The following is a 15,356-nucleotide window of genomic DNA, read 5'->3' as shown; positions in this document are numbered from 1 at the left end:
CGGCCCGGGACCGGCGGGGCCCCGGACCGGGATGCGGTCCGCGATCCGGGACAGCGCCGGAAAAGGCCACCGGTCGTGAAATCCCCGGCGCACAGCGCGCGCTCCACGCACCGGGAACGCCGGGGGCCTCCCCGCGGGAAAGGACATCGCCGCTTCCCCGCCCTCCGGCTCGCCGTCCCCGAATCCGCCCTCCGCTTCCGCCGGGCCACGACGGTCCACGGCGTCGAGGAGCTCCCCGTCACCTGGTGACCGGCCGGCCGGGCGCCGACGCCCGGCTCGGGCCCTCCTCGTCGGCCCGCAGGCAGGCGATGCCGTAGTCGCCCGTCTCCTCGTCCACCGTGACGCCGTGGGTCTCGCTCCGGAAGCCGGGGAAGGCCCGGTCGAAGGACTCCAGGGCGCGCAGGTAGCGCAGCAGCGGACCGTCGGCGGCGCCGGTCGACTCGCCGGGCATCAGGACGGGGATGCCGGGCGGGGTGACGGTGACCATGGCGGCCGCGACGCGGCCGGCCGCGTCGGCGAGGCGTACGCGCTCCGTGCCGCCGCGGATCAGCCGCTGGTAGCAGTGCTGCGGTGGCGCGACCGGCTCGGGGAGTTCACGGAAGGCCGTGTCCAGCAGGGTGACCAGGTCGGTGTCGCGCAGGTGCCGGTGCATGGAGTGGCAGAGCTCGGCGAGGGTGGTGCCGGCGTAGCGGCGGGGATGGCGGTCGACGACGCCGGGCAGGACGCGGTCGAGGGGCGCGTCGGCGTCGTAGAGCGCCTTGAAGTCCATGAGGGCGTCGAGGAGCGTGCCCCATTTGCCCTTGGTGATGCCCATGGAGAACAGGACGAGGGTGGTGTAGCTGTCGGTCTTCTCGACGACGATGCCCCGGGTGGCGAGGTAGGCGGTCAGGACGCGGGCCGGGATGCCGGTGTCGGACCAGTGGCCGGTGGCGTCGATGCCGGGGCAGGTCAGGGTGACCTTGACGGGGTCCAGCATGCAGTGGCCCTCGGTGAGGCCGGGGAAGCCGTGCCAGGCGGCGTCGGGGGCCAGCTCCCAGCAGGAGGGTTCGGTGCGCAGCAGGTCGGGCGGGGCGTCGGCGAAGTCGTGGGGTGCCCCGGTGCTCGGGTCGGTGACGGTGTCGGGCTGCCAGACGCCGAAGAACCAGTCGGGCCGGTCGCCCGCGGCCGTGATGCGCCGCCCGGTGCGGACGACGGCCTGCCGGAACCGGACGGCCTCGGTGATCCCCTCGTCGATCAGCCAGCGGCCCTGGGGGCCGTCCATCATTCCGGCGGCGACGTCGAGGGAGGCGAGGGCGGGGTAGAGGGGTGAGGTGGTGCCGTGCATCATGAACGCCTCGTTGAACAGCTCGTGGTCCACGGGGGCCCGGGGCGCGTCCCTGATGTGCACCATCGCGCTCTGCGAGAGCGCGGCGAGGAGTTTGTGCGTGGACTGGGTGGAGAAGACCGTGGGGCGGTCGGGGCCGGGGAACGTGTCGGGGCCGACGGACATGGCGTAGCGGCCGGCGTAGAGCGGGTGGAAGCGGGCGTAGGCGAACCAGGCTTCGTCGAAGTGGAGCCGGGGCGTGCTGGGCGCGAGCTGCCGGGCGACCCGTACGGCGTCGTAACAGAGGCCGTCGTAGGTGGAGTTGGTGATGACGGCGTACTCGGCGTGGGGGTGCGCGGCGTCGGTGGCCAGCGGGTTGCGGGCGACGTGGCCGGCCACCGCGTCCGCCGCGGTCTCGGCCGGCGGCACCGGCCCGGCGAGCCCGTAGCCGTTGCGGGTGGGGACGAGGTAGACGGGACGGGCGCCGGAGAGGACGAGTCCGTGGAGGACGGACTTGTGGCAGTTGCGGTCGACGAGGGCGATCTCGTCCCGGGAGACGCAGAAGTGGCCGACCATGCGGTCGGCCGTGGAGTTGCCGTGGAGGACGAAGTAGGTGCGGTCGGCGCCGAAGATGCGGGCGGCGTTGCGCTCGGCGTCGCCGATGGGGCCCGTGTGCTCGAAGAGGGAGCCGAGCTCCTCGACGGAGAGGGAGAGGTCGCTGCGGAGCAGCCGTTCCCCGTAGTGGTCGAAGAAGGCGCGTCCGACCGGGGATTTGAGGAAGGCGACGCCGCCGGCGTGCGCCGGGGTGTGCCAGGAGTACTCGTGCGCGTCGTCGAAGCGGCGCAGCGCCTTGAAGAAGGGCGGGAGCACGGCCTCCCGGTAGGTGCGGGCTGCGCCGGAGATCCGGCCGGCGATGAATCCGGGGGTGTCCTCCAGCGGCCAGACGTAGCCGACGACGCTCTCCGCGACCCATAGCGGCAGCCGGTCGAGGTCCTCGTCGGCCTCGTCGGTGAGGACGAGGAAGACGGGCAGGTCCTTGAACCGCCGGCCGGCGCCGCGGAGGACGGACGCGCCGCCCGGCTCGTCCCCGGCGTGGCCGCCCGCGGGCAGGTCCCAGGCCACCACGGCGGCGGCGAGGCCCGCCTCGGTGCGCAGCACGGCGCGGGCGTCGGCCGCGGTGCCGGCCCAGCGCACCTCCAGCCCGTCGGCTTCCAGGGCGGCGCGGATCCTGCGCAGTTGCTCGCCTCGCGCGCCCTGGTCCCGCGGGTCCTGGCCGAGCGCGAACAGCACGGTGCCGACGGCCATCTCGTCCCCCTTGCGCGCGGTCCGCCCGGATCCCGCATCGGATCATCGGGTCGTCCTCCGACCAGTCTGGCGCGCGGGGCGGCGCGCGACGGGCCGGGTGCGTTCAAACCACCCGTGGGTGGGGAGCCGTGGCGTTGCCGGGCTCAGGGGGGCGCGGCCGGGCGCCGGGCGCGTCACGGCAGGAGGCGCGGTGGGCTCAGCCGCCGGTACCCGCCGGGAGGCGGTCCGAGGCCCGTACGGAGTGCAGGTGGATCAGCGCGTCGAAGTGGCGGGCCAGGGCGACCGGTTTGCGCGGCGCGGGGTAGGCGGTGCCGTAGTCGAGCGCGGGGCGCGGCGTGCGGAGCCCGTCGCGGGCGGGGGCGGGGACCGTGCGCAGGTCGAGCAGGCAGTCGCGGTGGCGGACGCGGTCGAGGGTGTCCTCGTTGCCGCCGGGCGCCGCGGCCACGGTGAACCGCCGGACGTTGGCGTCCAGCATGGCGTCGTCGGCTCCGACGCCGTTGAACGTCCCGTGGTGGAAGGTGAGTCCGACGGAGGCGTAGCGCGTGCCGAGCCGGTCGTGAAGGAACGCGCCTTGCTTCTTGGGGTAGTTCACCGGGTCGCCGCTGCGGTAGCCGATGTGGCCGTTGTGGGCGGGGCCCGCCGTCCGCCCGCCGTCTCACCCCCGTTCCGCCCCCGCCGCCAGCGGCGCCCGGCGGAGGAGGGCGCGGGTGGGGAGGGCGGTGGCGGTGACGGTGACGGTGAGGAGGACGGCGCCGGCCGTCAGGGTGAGGACGGTGACGGGTGAGACGTAGGGGGCGGAGCCGGTGACGCCCCGGGCGATGGGGGCCAGGGTGATCCAGACGATGACGGCGCCGAGAGTCAGACCGCTGGCGGCCACCAGGAGGGCCTCCCAGCGCATCATGTCGCGCACCTGGCGGCGGGTGGTGCCGGTCAGGCGGAGCAGGGCGACCTCGCGGCGGCGGTCGAGGACGGTCATGACGAGGGTGTTGGCGGCGGCGACGGCCGCGAAACCGCCGAGCACGGCCGCCATCACGGTGTTCGCCCAGGCGTTGAGCTCCTGGTCGCGGTCGGCCGCGGCCGCGAAGCCGGCCGCGTCGGTGACGGTGGTGCCGGGCGGGCCCAGTTCGGCGAGCCGCCGGGCGACGGCCGCCCGGTCCGCGCCGCGGGCCTCCTTGACCAGGACGTGGCTGTCGAGGGCGGTGGCCGCGTGGGCGGCGACGGCGGACCGGGGCAGCAGCACCTCGCCGAGGCCGAGCCCCCGCTCGTAGGTGGCGACGAGCCGGGGCCGGACCCGGGTGCCGTCGGCGAGCCAGAGCGGGACCCGGTCGCCGGGTGTGACGTGCAGGCTGTCGGCCAGGGTGGTGGCGACGGCGACGGTGTCGGACGAGGTGCCGAGCCCGGCCAGGGAGCCCGTCCGGACGCCGAGGTCGAGGACGGCGGGGAGCCGGGCCGGGTCGCCGGAGACGCCGAGGGCGGTCGCGGACGACAGCCCGTCCCCGACCTTGTGGAGGGTTCCGGTGCGCAGGACGCCGACGGCGGTGTCCACGCCGGGGACGCGGGCGGCGCGTTCCGCGGTGGCGGCGGGCAGCCCGGGACCGGTGGTGGTGAGGACGCGGTCGGCCACGACGCCGTCGCGGACGTTCCGGTCGGCGACGTGCCGGATGGTGCCCTGGAGGAAGAGGAGGGTGCCGCAGAAGGCGGTGACCATCACGATGGGGGTGATGGCGGAGGCGAGGCGGTGGGCCTGGGCGCGGGAGTTGTCGGCGGCCAGCGACCCGGCGGCGCCGAGGGCGCGGGTACGCAGGGGCAGCCCGAGGAGGGTCGCGCAGAGCCGGGCCACCAGCGGGCCGAGCAGGGCGACGGCCAGCAGGAAGCACATGACGACGCCGAGGGCGGTGTTGGCGGCGGTCTCGCCGTTCTGGTCGGCGGCGAGACCGGCGAGGAACGCGCCGCCGACGAGGGCGGCCAGGCCGAGCGGGGTGCGTATCCAGCCGGGCCGGACGGGCTGGGCGGACGCCTCGCCGAGGGCCTGGCTCGGGCGCAGCCGCGCGGAGCGGCGGGCGGCGGCGTACCCGGCGACGAGCGCGGACAGCAGGGTGGCGCCGACCGCGACGGTCAGCGGTATGAAGCCGACGTCCAGGCGCACGCCGTCGGGGACGGCCCCGCGCTCGTCGAGTTCGCCGAACCACCAGTGGGCGAGGGCGAGCCCGGGCAGGATGCCCAGGGCGCCGGCGAGCGGCGCGATGATCACCGCCTCGGTGGCGATGGTGCGGCGGATCTGCCGCGGGGTGGCGCCGATCGCGCGCAGCAGGGCGAACTCGCGGGCGCGCTGTCCGGTGGCCAGGGCCACCGTGCCCATGACGACGAAGACGGCGGTGAAGGTGGCGATGCCGCCGAAGGAGCCGCCGATACCGGTGAACAGCTCCCGGGCGTCGGTCAGCCCGGGCTCCTCGGCCGCGCCGCGCGCGTCGCCGGTCAGCACCTTGGGTCCGTCGCCGACGGCCTGCCGGACCTGGTGGGCGAGGTCGGACGTGGCCGTGCCCGGCCGGGGGCGTACGGCGATGGCGTCCACGGCGCCCGGGTGGCCGGAGAGCCGGTCGGCGGTGGCGTCCGCGAACCAGGCGGTCGCCCGGCCCGCGCCCTCCCGGGCCAGGCCGGCGACGCGGTACGCCGCCGTCCCGCCGGGTCCGGTGAGTGTGACGCGGTCGCCGGTCGCGAGGCGGGCGGCGCGCGCCGAGGCGGCGTCCAGGACCACCTCGCCGGAGCGCGGCGCGCGACCGTCGGACAGCGGGCGGGCGCCGGGGGCGAGGGCGACGCCGGCGCTTCCGTAGGGCCGTCCGGTGAGGTCGGGAAGCGCCGTGACCCCGGCCCGTACCGGGAACGCCTGCTCGGGGACGGCGGCGGCCACGCCGGGCCGGGCCGCGATCAGCGCGGCGAGCGCCGCGGGCACCCGTCCGCGGCCGGGCAGCGCGGACTCGCTGGTCGACCGGTTCTCGCCGTGGCCGGTGGTGATGCGGGCGTAGGGATCGGCGGCGACGACGACCGGGGTGTGGGCGTAGCGCTCGGGTACGACGTGGGCGGTGATGCCCGTCTGGAGGAGCACCCCGCAGGCGGTGATGATCGCCGAGGCGAACAGCAGCGCGACGAGGCTGCCCGCGAAGGAGGCGGGCCTGAAGCGGACGGAGGCCCGCGCGAGTCCGTTCGGCATGCGGCTCACACCGTCGCCGTCGGCATCGGGGCCGGGCGGTGGTCGGACGCGGCGGTCAGGGCGACCATCCGGTCGGCGACCGCCTGCGGGTCCGGGCGGGTCAGCTCGCCGGCGAGCAGGCCGTCGGCGAGGAAGAGCACCCGGTCGGCGTGGGCGGCGGCCACCGGGTCGTGGGTGACCATGACGACCGTGGCGCCGAGCGCGTCGACCGCCCGCCGGAGCAGGCCCAGGACCTCGTGGGCGGACCGGGTGTCGAGGGCGCCGGTCGGTTCGTCGGCGAACACCACCTCGGGCCGGGTGATCAGCGCCCGCGCGATGGCGACCCGCTGCTGCTGGCCGCCGGAGAGCTGGCCGGGGCGGCGCCGGCCGTGCCGGTCCAGACCCACCTCGGCCAGCAGCTGCTGGGCGCGGTGGCGGTCCTGGCGCTCGCCGGCCAGGCGCTGCGGGAGGAGGACGTTCTGCTGCACGGTGAGCGAGGGCAGCAGGTTGAACGACTGGAAGACGAAGCCGACGCGGCTGCGCCGCAGCTTCGTCAGCCGGTCCTCGCTCAGCCCGGTGATCGCCTCGCCGCCGAGCAGCACCTCGCCGGAGCTGGGCCGGTCCAGCCCGGCGGCACACTGCAGAAAGGTGCTCTTGCCCGAGCCGGAGGGGCCCATCACCGCGGTGAAGCTCCCGCCGGGCAGGGCGAGGTCCACCCCGCGCAGCGCCTCGACGGCCCCCTCGCCCCGCCCGTACCGGCGCCGCACGGCCCGTAGCTCGACCGCCGGGGCCGTGCCCCGGCGCTCCTCGGTGGGTATGCGGTCGCGGCGCAACGCCATGGTGTCCCTTTCTCCGCCGGTGCTGTCGACGCCGCCGACGCTACGGAACGGGGACACGGGCGGACCATGGAGACAGCCGGGCTCGGGGGGTGGGGTTTTCCCCAGGTCAGGCGGGGGCGCTGCCCGGTCCACCGGGGTGGGCGGAGGCGGGGCGCGGGGGCTGGAGGGGACGCGCCGGGGCCGGCGGGGGCGCGAGGCGCGGGACGGGGCCGGGCAGGGGCCCGGGGTACGGGGGCGGCGGCCCGGCGGGGAGCGGCCCGGCCCCCGGCGCGGCCTCAGGCCCGCCGCCGTACCCCGGCCCGCCGGTCGGCGGGGCACCGGGGACCGCGCAGGCGGCGCAGCACCCCGTCGCCCCCACAGCCGGCGTTCTCTGGCATATCGCGCACAGCACCTACGACGACCTCGATTGCTTTCCGGCGCGCCGACAGGCGCGGACACAGGGAGTCACTGGTCATGCGAGGCTATCGGGCCCCTCGGACAGCGGGGCCCGGACCTGACCGAGACGAGCGCGCGGCCGCTGCCCCGCACGGGTGAATGACCTGCGAAAAGCCGGCATTGCCCTGATCATCGGAGATATGGCGCTGCCCGTCGCCCGGCTCCCCGAGATCCGGCCCATGCTGACCGTCCCCGGCCCGCTGCCGGCCGACGGCGAGGACGCGGGCTGGGGGTTCGAGGTGAAGTGGGACGGGGTGCGCTGCGTGGTCAGCACCACGGGGGACGGGACCGTGCGGCTGATGAGCCGGGCCGGGAACGACGTGACGGCCACCTACCCGGAGCTGCTGGAGCTGGGCGCGCAGCTCCAGGGCCGGTCCGCGGTGCTCGACGGCGAGCTGGTGGCGCTGGACGAGCGGGGCCGGCCGGACTTCGGGCTGCTCCAGCGCCGGATGGGCATCGCCAACCCGCGCCGCGCGGCACACCTGGCGATGGAGTACCCCGTCCACCTGATGATCTTCGACGTCATGCACCTGAGCGGCCGCTCCCTGCTCGGCGCGACCTACGGGGAGCGCCGCGCCATCCTCTACGGCATGGGGCTGACCGGCCGCAGCTGGTCCGTCCCCACCCACCTGGAGGGGCATGCGCGGCGGGCCTGGGACGCCACGCTGCGCCACGGCTACGAGGGTGTCATCGCCAAGCGGCTGGCCTCCCTCTACCTGCCGGGCGTGCGGTCACCCGACTGGCGGAAGGTGAAGCACCTGCTCACGCTCGACGTGGTCATCGGCGGCTGGACGGAGGGCCGGGGAGTGATCGCGGGGCTGCCCGGGGCCGTACTGGCCGGTGTGGAGGAGCCGTCCGGCCTGCGGTACGTCGGTTCCGTCGGCTCGGGCCTCTCCGGGCAGGAGCGCCGTGACCTGGCCCGCTTCCTGGACGCGATGGCCCGGGACGGTTCGCCGTTCGCGGGGCCGGTGGACGCGACCGGCGTCCACTGGGTGGAGCCGCGGCTGGTCGCCGAGATCACCCTCACCGGCTGGACCCCGGCCGGGCACCTCCGCCACCCCATCTGGCACCGGCTGCGGCCGGATCTGACGCGCCCCGGGTGAGCGGGGGAATGCCGGAGGGCGGCGGCATCCGGTTTCCGGTGCCGCCGCCCTCCGGGGGTGCGTTTTTCGCTCTCCGTCAGTAGGCGGAGTTGACGTTGTCCATCGAGCCGTACTTGTCGGCCGCGTAGTTGCAGGACGCGACGATGTTGGCCACCGGGTCGTAGATGTCCCAGGACGTGCCCTCGACGTGGTACGCCTTGAACGTCGGGTCGATGATCTGCAGCAGACCCTTCGACGGCACACCGTTGACCGCGTTGACGTCCCAGTCGTTGATCGCGTGCGGGTTACCCGTCGACTCCCGCATGATGTTCCGCTTCACACCGTCGTAGGAGGCCGGGATGCCCTTGGCCTTCATGATGTCCAGGGCCTGCGAGATCCAGCCCTCCAGGTCATTCCCGTACGCCTTCGGCGCCGGAGCGGCGGGAGCGGCCGGCTTCTGCAGCGGCTTACGGGCGGTGGAGCGGTTCGCGGCCTGCTTCTGCGCACGGTCCTTGTCCGCATCAGCCTTCGCCTTGGCATCCGCCTTGGCCTTGGCATCCGCCTTCGCCTTGGCGTCGGCGTCGGCGTCGGCCTTGGCCTTGGCGGCGTGCTTGGCCGCGGCGGCGTCCGTCCGGGCCTGCTCGGCCGCCTTGTCGGCGGCGTCCGCCCGCTCGGCGTCCTGCGTCTGGGCGAAGGTCTCCGCGTTCCAGGCCACCGGCTTGACCGGCGCCGGAGCGGCCACGGCGTGCGAGGCGGCACCGAACGCGACGGCGGCGGCACCGGCGGCGGTCAGCGCCGCGGCGGAGAACTTGTGGGCCTTCGTCAGACGGGTATAGCCAGAGTGAGTGGAACGCATGAGAAGGGTGAACCTTTCGGATCGGGGAACCGCGACGGGCCTGGACCGGCGCAAAGAAAAGCGCCGTTCTCGGTCGGACGGCGCCGTGCGGTCCCACCATTCTTAGCGGCGCTCGAAAACCCCGACAAGCACTGTGACCTACTCCCCCGCATCGTTCACCGGCCCTGAAGAACCGGGAAATCCCCGCGAATTCGGGAAGCCACAGCACTAAAGGAGCCCGTATGTGATCGGGGCCCTATGCGCGGCCTCACAGCGGCCGCCGCTCCCCGTTGACGTCCCGCCACGACCCGCGACCGAAAACGCGCCGGGCCGCGCCCCCTTCGCGGGGAGCGCGGCCCGGTGCCGTCGTTCCGTCGGCGTTACGCCTTCGGCGTCGCCGCCTCGCGCAGCTCCGCCTCGCGCTGGGTGCGGGCGACCCGGCCGCGGACCAGGAACCAGCCGCCGACCAGGGCCGCCGCGATCAGCGGCAGGCAGAGGATGGTGTCGCGGCTGGCGCCCTTGTCGGCCGCCATCAGGCCCAGGACACCGGCCAGGAAGACCAGCGTGACGATCTGGGTGTAGGGCGCCCAGGGCAGACGGTAGGCGGGGCGGGAGACCAGGCCCGCCTTGGCGCGCCGCCAGAAGAGCAGCGAGCAGAGCATGATCATGCCCCAGGTGCCGATGATGCCGATCGCGGCGAAGTTCAGCACGATCTCGAAGGCGTTGTCCGGGACGACGAAGTTCAGGCCGACGCCCAGGACGCAGAAGAACGCGGTGAGCAGGATGCCGCCGTAGGGGACCTGGCCCTTGTTCATGCGGCCGGTGAACTTCGGGGCGGAGCCGGACATGGCCATCGAGCGCAGGATGCGGCCGGTGGAGTAGAGGCCGGAGTTGAGGCTGGAGAGCGCGGCGGTGAGGACCACCAGGTTCATCACGCCGGCCGCGTACGGCACGCCGATCTTGGACAGCACGGTGACGAACGGGCTCTCGCCGCCGGTGAAGGCGTTGTACGGCAGCAGGAGCGTGAGGAGCACGACCGAGCCGACGTAGAACAGGCCGACACGCCACATGATCGAGTTGATCGCCTTGGGCATGATCTTCTCGGGGTTCTTGGTCTCGCCCGCGGCGACGCCGCACAGCTCGACCGAGGCGTAGGCGAAGACGACGCCCTGGATGACCAGCAGCATCGGCATCAGGCCGGACGGGAAGAGGCCGCCGTGGCCGAGCATGTTGGACAGGCCGGGCGTGTGCCCGCCGACCTCGTGCTGACTGGCGAGCAGGAAGATGCCGATCGCCATGAAGACGACGAGGGCGCCGACCTTGATGATCGCGAACCAGAACTCCATCTCGCCGAAGTACTTCACGGAGATGAGGTTCACGGTGAGGACGACCGCGAGGGCGATCAGCGCGAGGACCCACTGCGGGATGTCGCTGAACAGGTGCCAGTAGTGGGTGTACGTGGCGACGGCCGTGATGTCGGCGATGCCGGTGGTGGCCCAGTTGAGGAAGTACAGCCAGCCGGCGGCGAAGGCGCCCTTCTCCCCCATGAACTCGCGGGCGTACGAGACGAACGCGCCGGAGGACGGGCGGTAGAGGACGAGCTCGCCGAGGGCCCGGACGACGAAGAAGGCGAAGACGCCGCAGATCGCGTACGCGATGAACAGGGAGGGTCCCGCGTTCGCGAGCCGGCCGCCGGCGCCCAGGAAGAGGCCGGTGCCGATGGCTCCGCCGATCGCGATCATGTTGATGTGGCGGGACTTGAGGTCCTTGCTGTAGCCCGCGTCACCGGCGTCCACGTGCGCGGACGTCGTGACCGGGGCGGACACACCGGTGGGCGTGTCGGCCGCAGTGAGAGTGCGGTCGCTCATGTATGTCTTCGCCTTCGTTCGTGGGGGCAGGACCGGAGGGCGTCCCGGCAGGGGACACCGCCCGGGCTCCGGCTGGCGACGCCGGTCCTGGTGATGCAGAAGGTGTGAGCGGGATGGGATGGATCGGGAGTCCGGGACATACGGAAGTGGGGGGTGGACTCCTCCCGCCGGACGTCGGACGTCAGCGCCCCGAGGGGTGCCGTCGCCCCGTGGGGCGATGTCGGAGGACGCCGTGCTGCCGGCGCGGGTACGCCGTGGCGATCTCCTGGGTGTCTGACGAGTCCATGCGGGAATGGTGTGAGGCGCGTGAAGGTGCCGTCAAGAGTTTGCGGAGAATTGACATTTTTGAAAACTCACGCTAAGTAACCTGCGAACGGCAAGATCGCAGGTCACGAGCAGGACGCGGGAGACGTTCGACTACACTGCGCAACGTTTCCGGCGGTAAGGCGCATCCGCCGCCGTTTTCCCGGCCTCCCCCGGGAAGAGGACGGATTCCTGCCGCGACCGGTCCGAAGGATGCAGCGGCCGATCACCCCGCCGGACGACGCCGGGCCGGTTCCCCGCCGGAAGAGTGTCGTCCATGACACACCGACCCGTCACGAGGGTGTCCCTCGTCTCCCCGCTGGCCTGCGCGGCGGTGCTCGCCGCCCTCGTCCCCGCCGCCGGCGCGCAGGCCGCGCCCGCCGCCGCGCCCCGGCTGCTGGCGCCCCAGGGCACCGAGCTGCTGCCCAACCTCGACGACGACGCCCGCCGCTGCACCCTGCGCCCCGGCGACCTGGACCGGCTGGACACGGCCGTGGACGAGCGCCTCGCCGCCTGCAACGACGCCGCCGACGAGGTCGTGAACGGCGCGGCCGACCTGGAGGACCTCACCCCGTTGCGGGTGCCGCCGACGGCCACCGGTGCCGGGGCGAGCGCCCGGGTGTCCGTACCGGCCGCGCAGGCCCGCTACGCCCGGATCTTCGTCGAGCGCGGCGGACGGTACGTCTCGCTGGGGGCCGGCGGCCCGCTCGGGGCCGACGAGCTGCGGCGCGGCGTCCGGCTGGCCGTGGAGGGCCGCGACGTCGTCCGGGACCGGGCCCGCTGGGACGGCCGCGTCGACGTCACCCTGACCGTCACCGACCGGGGCGCCACCCGCGGCGCCACGGTCCGGCTGCGCGTGGTGCCCGTCCTCCTCCAGCACGACCTCCAGCCGGCCCGGCACGTCTTCGCCGCCGCCCCCGGGCCCGGTACCGGGCAGCCCGCCGAGGTGCCGGTCTCCAGCCGGCGCCCGGGCGGCTGGGACGCCTTCGCCGGCTCGCTGCGCACGGCGGCCCGGGACTCCGGCCTGCCCGCCCGCGCCCTGCGCTTCCAGCCGGGGACGGCCGAGTGGTGGCGGGACGTGTGGCGGCAGGACATCGCCGAACCCGGCTACGTCACCAAACAGACCCCCGAGGGCCCCCGCACCATGCGGATCCTGCTGCGCTCCCCCAACCACTGGACGTCCCCCGACGGCCGCGCCGCGAGCCTCCGCCGGGCCGGCCGGCTGCTCTACCGCGATCTGCGCGGGCCCGGCGTGGGGATCGTCCAGCAGTACACCACCCGGCGCGACGCGGGCGTGGACGAGCTGCTGAACTTCACCGGCAACGTCGAGTCCCTGCCGCCGTACCCCGGCCACCCGCAGGGCCGGATCCTCTACGGCGCCACCCCCGAGCGCCACCCCGACCCGTCGTTCGTGACCATGCTGCGGTCCCAGGGGCGGCAGGAGCCGCTGGTCCTCGACACGTCCTGGCTGCTGGTCGGCCACGTCGACGAGACCGTCCACGTCGTCCGGGCCGGCAACGCGCGCGGCTGGACGCTCGCCTACTCCGACCCCCGGCTGGCGCTGGACCTGCTGCGCCGCGCGCACCGCGCCGGGGAGGGCGGGCAGGTGCCGTTCGCGGACACCGACGCCCGGGAGAAGCCGACCGTCGACCAGATGCTCGACCACGAGCGGCGGACCGGCGACAACGCGGACGCCGCGCGGCGGATCGACGGGCAGCTGTCGGTGCTGCTGCGCGCCACCGGGCTGCGGCGGGACGAACTGGTGCCGCTGCCCGTGCTGTACGCCCAGGAGGACGCGGGCGGCGGGGTGCGCCGCCACCGCGCCCTCTCCCCCGCGCTCGCCAACGGACTCTCCCTCACCGCGCGGGACTTCGCCCCGCCGGCCCCGCACGGCCCCCGGGTCGGCGGCCGGGACCTGTTCCGGGACGAGGCCGAACGGCGGCTCCGCGCCCAGGGGGTACGGGTGCACTGGGTGGAGGACTTCTCCTGGGCCCACCTCGGCGGCGGCGAGGTCCACTGCGCCACCAACGCGCTCCGGCAGGTTCCCTGACGTACCGTCAGATCGCGCCGCGCGGCCGTTCGGGTGACGTACACATTGTGGGCCCCCCGGGGCGCACGGCAGAGTAGCGCCGGGCCATGCCCGATGTGCCCCGAGAACACCGTGTTCGCGAAGCGGTCAGGAGAGCGTCATGCAGAAGATCACGTCGTTCCTGTGGTTCGACGACCAGGCGGAGGAGGCGGCCGCGCACTACACGTCCGTCTTCGACGACTCCCGGATCGTGCACGTCCAGCGCTACGGCGAGGCCGGGCCCGGGGAGCCCGGTTCGGTGATGACGGTGACCTTCGAACTCGCCGGGCAGCAGTTCATCGCCCTGAACGGCGGCCCGCGCTTCACCTTCAACGAGGCCGTGTCCCTCTACGTCGACTGCACCTCGCAGGAGGAGGTCGACGAACTGTGGGCCAGGCTCGCCGAGGGCGGCGAGGAGGGGCCGTGCGGCTGGCTGAAGGACCGCTACGGCCTCTCCTGGCAGATCATTCCGCGCCGGCTGACCGATCTGCTGAGCGATGCGGACGCCGAGCGGGCGGGCCGGGTGATGCGGGCGATGCTGGAGATGACGAAGATCGACGTGGCGAAGCTGGAGGAGGCGGCGGCCGGAGAGGGGTGACCCACCGGGCGCCCGCCGTTTCGCGGGTCAGTCCGCCGGTGCGTCGAAACGGGCGCGCGCCGCCAGGACGTCGTCCATGTTGCTCTCGGCCCACGCCTTGATGGCCCGCATCAGCGGCACCAGGGTCTCGCCGAGCGGCGTCAGGGCGTAGTCGACCCGGACCGGCACCGCCGGGGTGACCGTCCGGGTGAGCAGGCCGTCCCGTTCGAGGTTCCGCAGGGTCTGGGTCAGCATCTTCTGACTGACGCTCACCAGGCGGCGGGCGAGGTCGGAGTAGCGCTGCGGGCCTTCGGCGAGCGCGTTGACGACCAGGCTGACCCACTTGTCCCCGATGCGGTCCAGCAGCTGCCGGGCGGGGCATTCGGCCAGGTAGGCGTCGTACGCGGCCCGCGCCTCGGCGGTCGTGTCCGGCGTCGTGGTGCCCATGGCTCTCCTTCGGGTGCGGTGGCCACTGTGAAGTGCCTTCTTCCCCAGAGAGAGTAACTCTCCCTAGGGTCGTGGCCGTTCAGCCGAACGCGAGAACGGAACGGAAGGTGTTCGAGGATGCGGGCGATCGTCGTACGGACGGCAGGCGGACCGGAGGCCCTGGAGCTCGTCGAGGTGCCGGTGCCGCGGCCGGGCGCCGGGCAGGTGCGGGTGCGGGTCGAGGCCGCCGCGGTCAACCCGGTGGACGCGCTGACCCGCGCCGGGACCCTGGCGGCGGCGGGGCTGGTGGCACCGCGAGAGGTCACCGGCATCGGATGGGACGTCGCCGGACGCGTGGACGAAGTCGGACCGGGCGTCACGGAGTTCGCTCCGGGCGACCGGGTGATCGGCCTGCGGGACCGGCTCGACCTCTCGCTCGGCACCTACGCCGACCAGGTCGTCCTGGACGCGGCCGCCCTCGCGCCGGCCCCCGCCCGCCTCTCGGCCGCCGAGGCGGCCACCCTGCCGCTGAACGGCCTGACGGCCGATCAGGCCCTGGACGCCCTCGGTCTGGCCCCGGGGGCCACCCTGCTGATCACGGGGGCGGCCGGCGCGGTCGGCGGGTACGCCGTGCAACTGGCGGCCGGGCGCGGGCTGCGCGTGGTGGCCTCCGCCGCGGAGGAGGACGAGGCGTTCGTCCGCTCGGTGGGCGCCGAGTGGTTCGTCCCGCGCTCGGCCGACCCGGCGGAGGCGGTCCGCGCCCTCGTCCCCGGCGGCGTGGACGCCGTCCTCGACGCCGCCGTGCTCGGCGTGGCCGCCCTGGGGGCGGTCCGCAACCGCGGCGCCTTCGTCTCCGTCGTCGGCGGCGCGGCGCCGACCCCGCTGCGCGGCATCACCGTCACCGAGCTGTGGGTCGCGGCCGACGCCGCCGGCCTCGCCCGGCTGTCCGCCCTCGCCGACACCGGCCGGCTCACCCCCCGCGTCGCCGGCGTCCTCCCGCTCGCCGAGGCCGCGCGGGCCCATCACCGGCTGGCCGAGGGCGGGCTGCGCGGGCGAGTGGTCCTGACACCCTGACGGGCGCCCCCCCGCCGCTGTCGGCTCGGTACCCGGCGGCGTGATGGCACCACT

The 15,356-nt window shown here is 74.6% G+C and carries 10 protein-coding genes and 1 pseudogene; 4 read left to right on the top strand and 7 right to left on the bottom strand.

Annotated features, from left to right (window positions below):
* Positions 1–238: 238 nt before the first annotated feature.
* The 4 genes and pseudogenes from ACH4PU_RS19640 to ACH4PU_RS19625 form a co-directional block, all read right to left on the bottom strand.
* The gene (locus tag ACH4PU_RS19640; protein WP_398273187.1) at positions 239–2,608 is read right to left on the bottom strand and encodes an Orn/Lys/Arg decarboxylase N-terminal domain-containing protein; all 2,370 of its coding nucleotides are present in this window, start codon (positions 2,606–2,608) and stop codon (positions 239–241) included.
* Between the two features lie 196 nt (positions 2,609–2,804).
* A pseudogene (locus ACH4PU_RS19635) lies at positions 2,805–3,227 on the bottom strand (erythromycin esterase family protein); the annotation flags it as partial.
* Positions 3,228–3,263: 36 nt separating this feature from the next.
* The gene (locus tag ACH4PU_RS19630) at positions 3,264–5,816 is read right to left on the bottom strand and encodes an FtsX-like permease family protein (RefSeq protein WP_398273185.1); all 2,553 of its coding nucleotides are present in this window, start codon (positions 5,814–5,816) and stop codon (positions 3,264–3,266) included.
* Positions 5,817–5,821: 5 nt separating this feature from the next.
* Positions 5,822–6,634: an ABC transporter ATP-binding protein gene (locus ACH4PU_RS19625; protein ID WP_398273493.1), complete on the bottom strand. Its 813-nt coding sequence runs from the start codon at positions 6,632–6,634 to the stop codon at positions 5,822–5,824.
* 575 nt (positions 6,635–7,209) lie between these two features.
* Here ACH4PU_RS19625 and ligD point away from each other — a divergent pair.
* Positions 7,210–8,172: a non-homologous end-joining DNA ligase gene (gene ligD / locus ACH4PU_RS19620; RefSeq protein WP_398273183.1), complete on the top strand. Its 963-nt coding sequence runs from the start codon at positions 7,210–7,212 to the stop codon at positions 8,170–8,172.
* Positions 8,173–8,248: 76 nt separating this feature from the next.
* On the opposite strand, the gene ACH4PU_RS19615 is transcribed toward ligD, so the two are convergent.
* Positions 8,249–9,007 (bottom strand): transglycosylase SLT domain-containing protein, encoded by a 759-nt coding sequence (locus ACH4PU_RS19615; RefSeq protein ID WP_398273181.1) that lies wholly within the window; start codon positions 9,005–9,007, stop codon positions 8,249–8,251.
* A 359-nt stretch (positions 9,008–9,366) separates the two neighbouring features.
* Complete coding sequence (locus ACH4PU_RS19610; RefSeq protein ID WP_398273179.1) at positions 9,367–10,854, bottom strand: amino acid permease; 1,488 nt, start codon at positions 10,852–10,854, stop codon at positions 9,367–9,369.
* A gap of 580 nt (positions 10,855–11,434) precedes the next feature.
* Between ACH4PU_RS19610 and ACH4PU_RS19605 the strand changes: the two genes are divergently transcribed.
* Together ACH4PU_RS19605 and ACH4PU_RS19600 are read left to right on the top strand one after the other, a co-directional pair.
* Entirely contained in the window at positions 11,435–13,207 is a 1,773-nt protein-coding gene (locus ACH4PU_RS19605; RefSeq protein WP_398273177.1) for a protein-arginine deiminase family protein, read from the top strand.
* A gap of 139 nt (positions 13,208–13,346) precedes the next feature.
* On the top strand, positions 13,347–13,823 hold the full coding sequence (locus ACH4PU_RS19600) for a VOC family protein (RefSeq protein ID WP_398273175.1): 477 nt from the start codon (positions 13,347–13,349) through the stop codon (positions 13,821–13,823).
* 27 nt (positions 13,824–13,850) lie between these two features.
* Here the strand turns inward: ACH4PU_RS19600 and ACH4PU_RS19595 are convergent, their stop codons facing one another.
* Entirely contained in the window at positions 13,851–14,249 is a 399-nt protein-coding gene (locus ACH4PU_RS19595; RefSeq protein WP_398273173.1) for a winged helix-turn-helix transcriptional regulator, read from the bottom strand.
* Positions 14,250–14,366: 117 nt separating this feature from the next.
* Between ACH4PU_RS19595 and ACH4PU_RS19590 the strand changes: the two genes are divergently transcribed.
* Complete coding sequence (locus ACH4PU_RS19590; RefSeq protein WP_398273171.1) at positions 14,367–15,302, top strand: NADP-dependent oxidoreductase; 936 nt, start codon at positions 14,367–14,369, stop codon at positions 15,300–15,302.
* The last annotated feature ends 54 nt before the right edge of the window (positions 15,303–15,356 follow it).

Origin of the sequence: Streptomyces sp. NPDC021100 (assembly GCF_044333095.1) — a bacterium.
Taxonomy (GTDB): domain Bacteria; phylum Actinomycetota; class Actinomycetes; order Streptomycetales; family Streptomycetaceae; genus Streptomyces.
This window is presented reverse-complemented; position numbering and strand designations above follow the sequence as displayed.

Bases quoted from the DNA above. Each gene is read 5' to 3' on its own strand.
- ACH4PU_RS19600 (WP_398273175.1), top strand. From the start codon at position 13,347: ATGCAGAAGATCACGTCGTTCCTGTGGTTCGACGACCAGGCGGAGGAG.
- ACH4PU_RS19595 (WP_398273173.1), bottom strand. From the start codon at position 14,249: ATGGGCACCACGACGCCGGACACGACCGCCGAGGCGCGGGCCGCGTAC.
- ACH4PU_RS19605 (WP_398273177.1), top strand. From the start codon at position 11,435: ATGACACACCGACCCGTCACGAGGGTGTCCCTCGTCTCCCCGCTGGCC.
- ACH4PU_RS19640 (WP_398273187.1), bottom strand. From the start codon at position 2,608: ATGGCCGTCGGCACCGTGCTGTTCGCGCTCGGCCAGGACCCGCGGGAC.
- ACH4PU_RS19615 (WP_398273181.1), bottom strand. From the start codon at position 9,007: ATGCGTTCCACTCACTCTGGCTATACCCGTCTGACGAAGGCCCACAAG.
- ACH4PU_RS19625 (WP_398273493.1), bottom strand. From the start codon at position 6,634: ATGGCGTTGCGCCGCGACCGCATACCCACCGAGGAGCGCCGGGGCACG.
- ACH4PU_RS19630 (WP_398273185.1), bottom strand. From the start codon at position 5,816: ATGCCGAACGGACTCGCGCGGGCCTCCGTCCGCTTCAGGCCCGCCTCC.
- ACH4PU_RS19610 (WP_398273179.1), bottom strand. From the start codon at position 10,854: ATGAGCGACCGCACTCTCACTGCGGCCGACACGCCCACCGGTGTGTCC.
- ligD (WP_398273183.1), top strand. From the start codon at position 7,210: ATGGCGCTGCCCGTCGCCCGGCTCCCCGAGATCCGGCCCATGCTGACC.
- ACH4PU_RS19590 (WP_398273171.1), top strand. From the start codon at position 14,367: ATGCGGGCGATCGTCGTACGGACGGCAGGCGGACCGGAGGCCCTGGAG.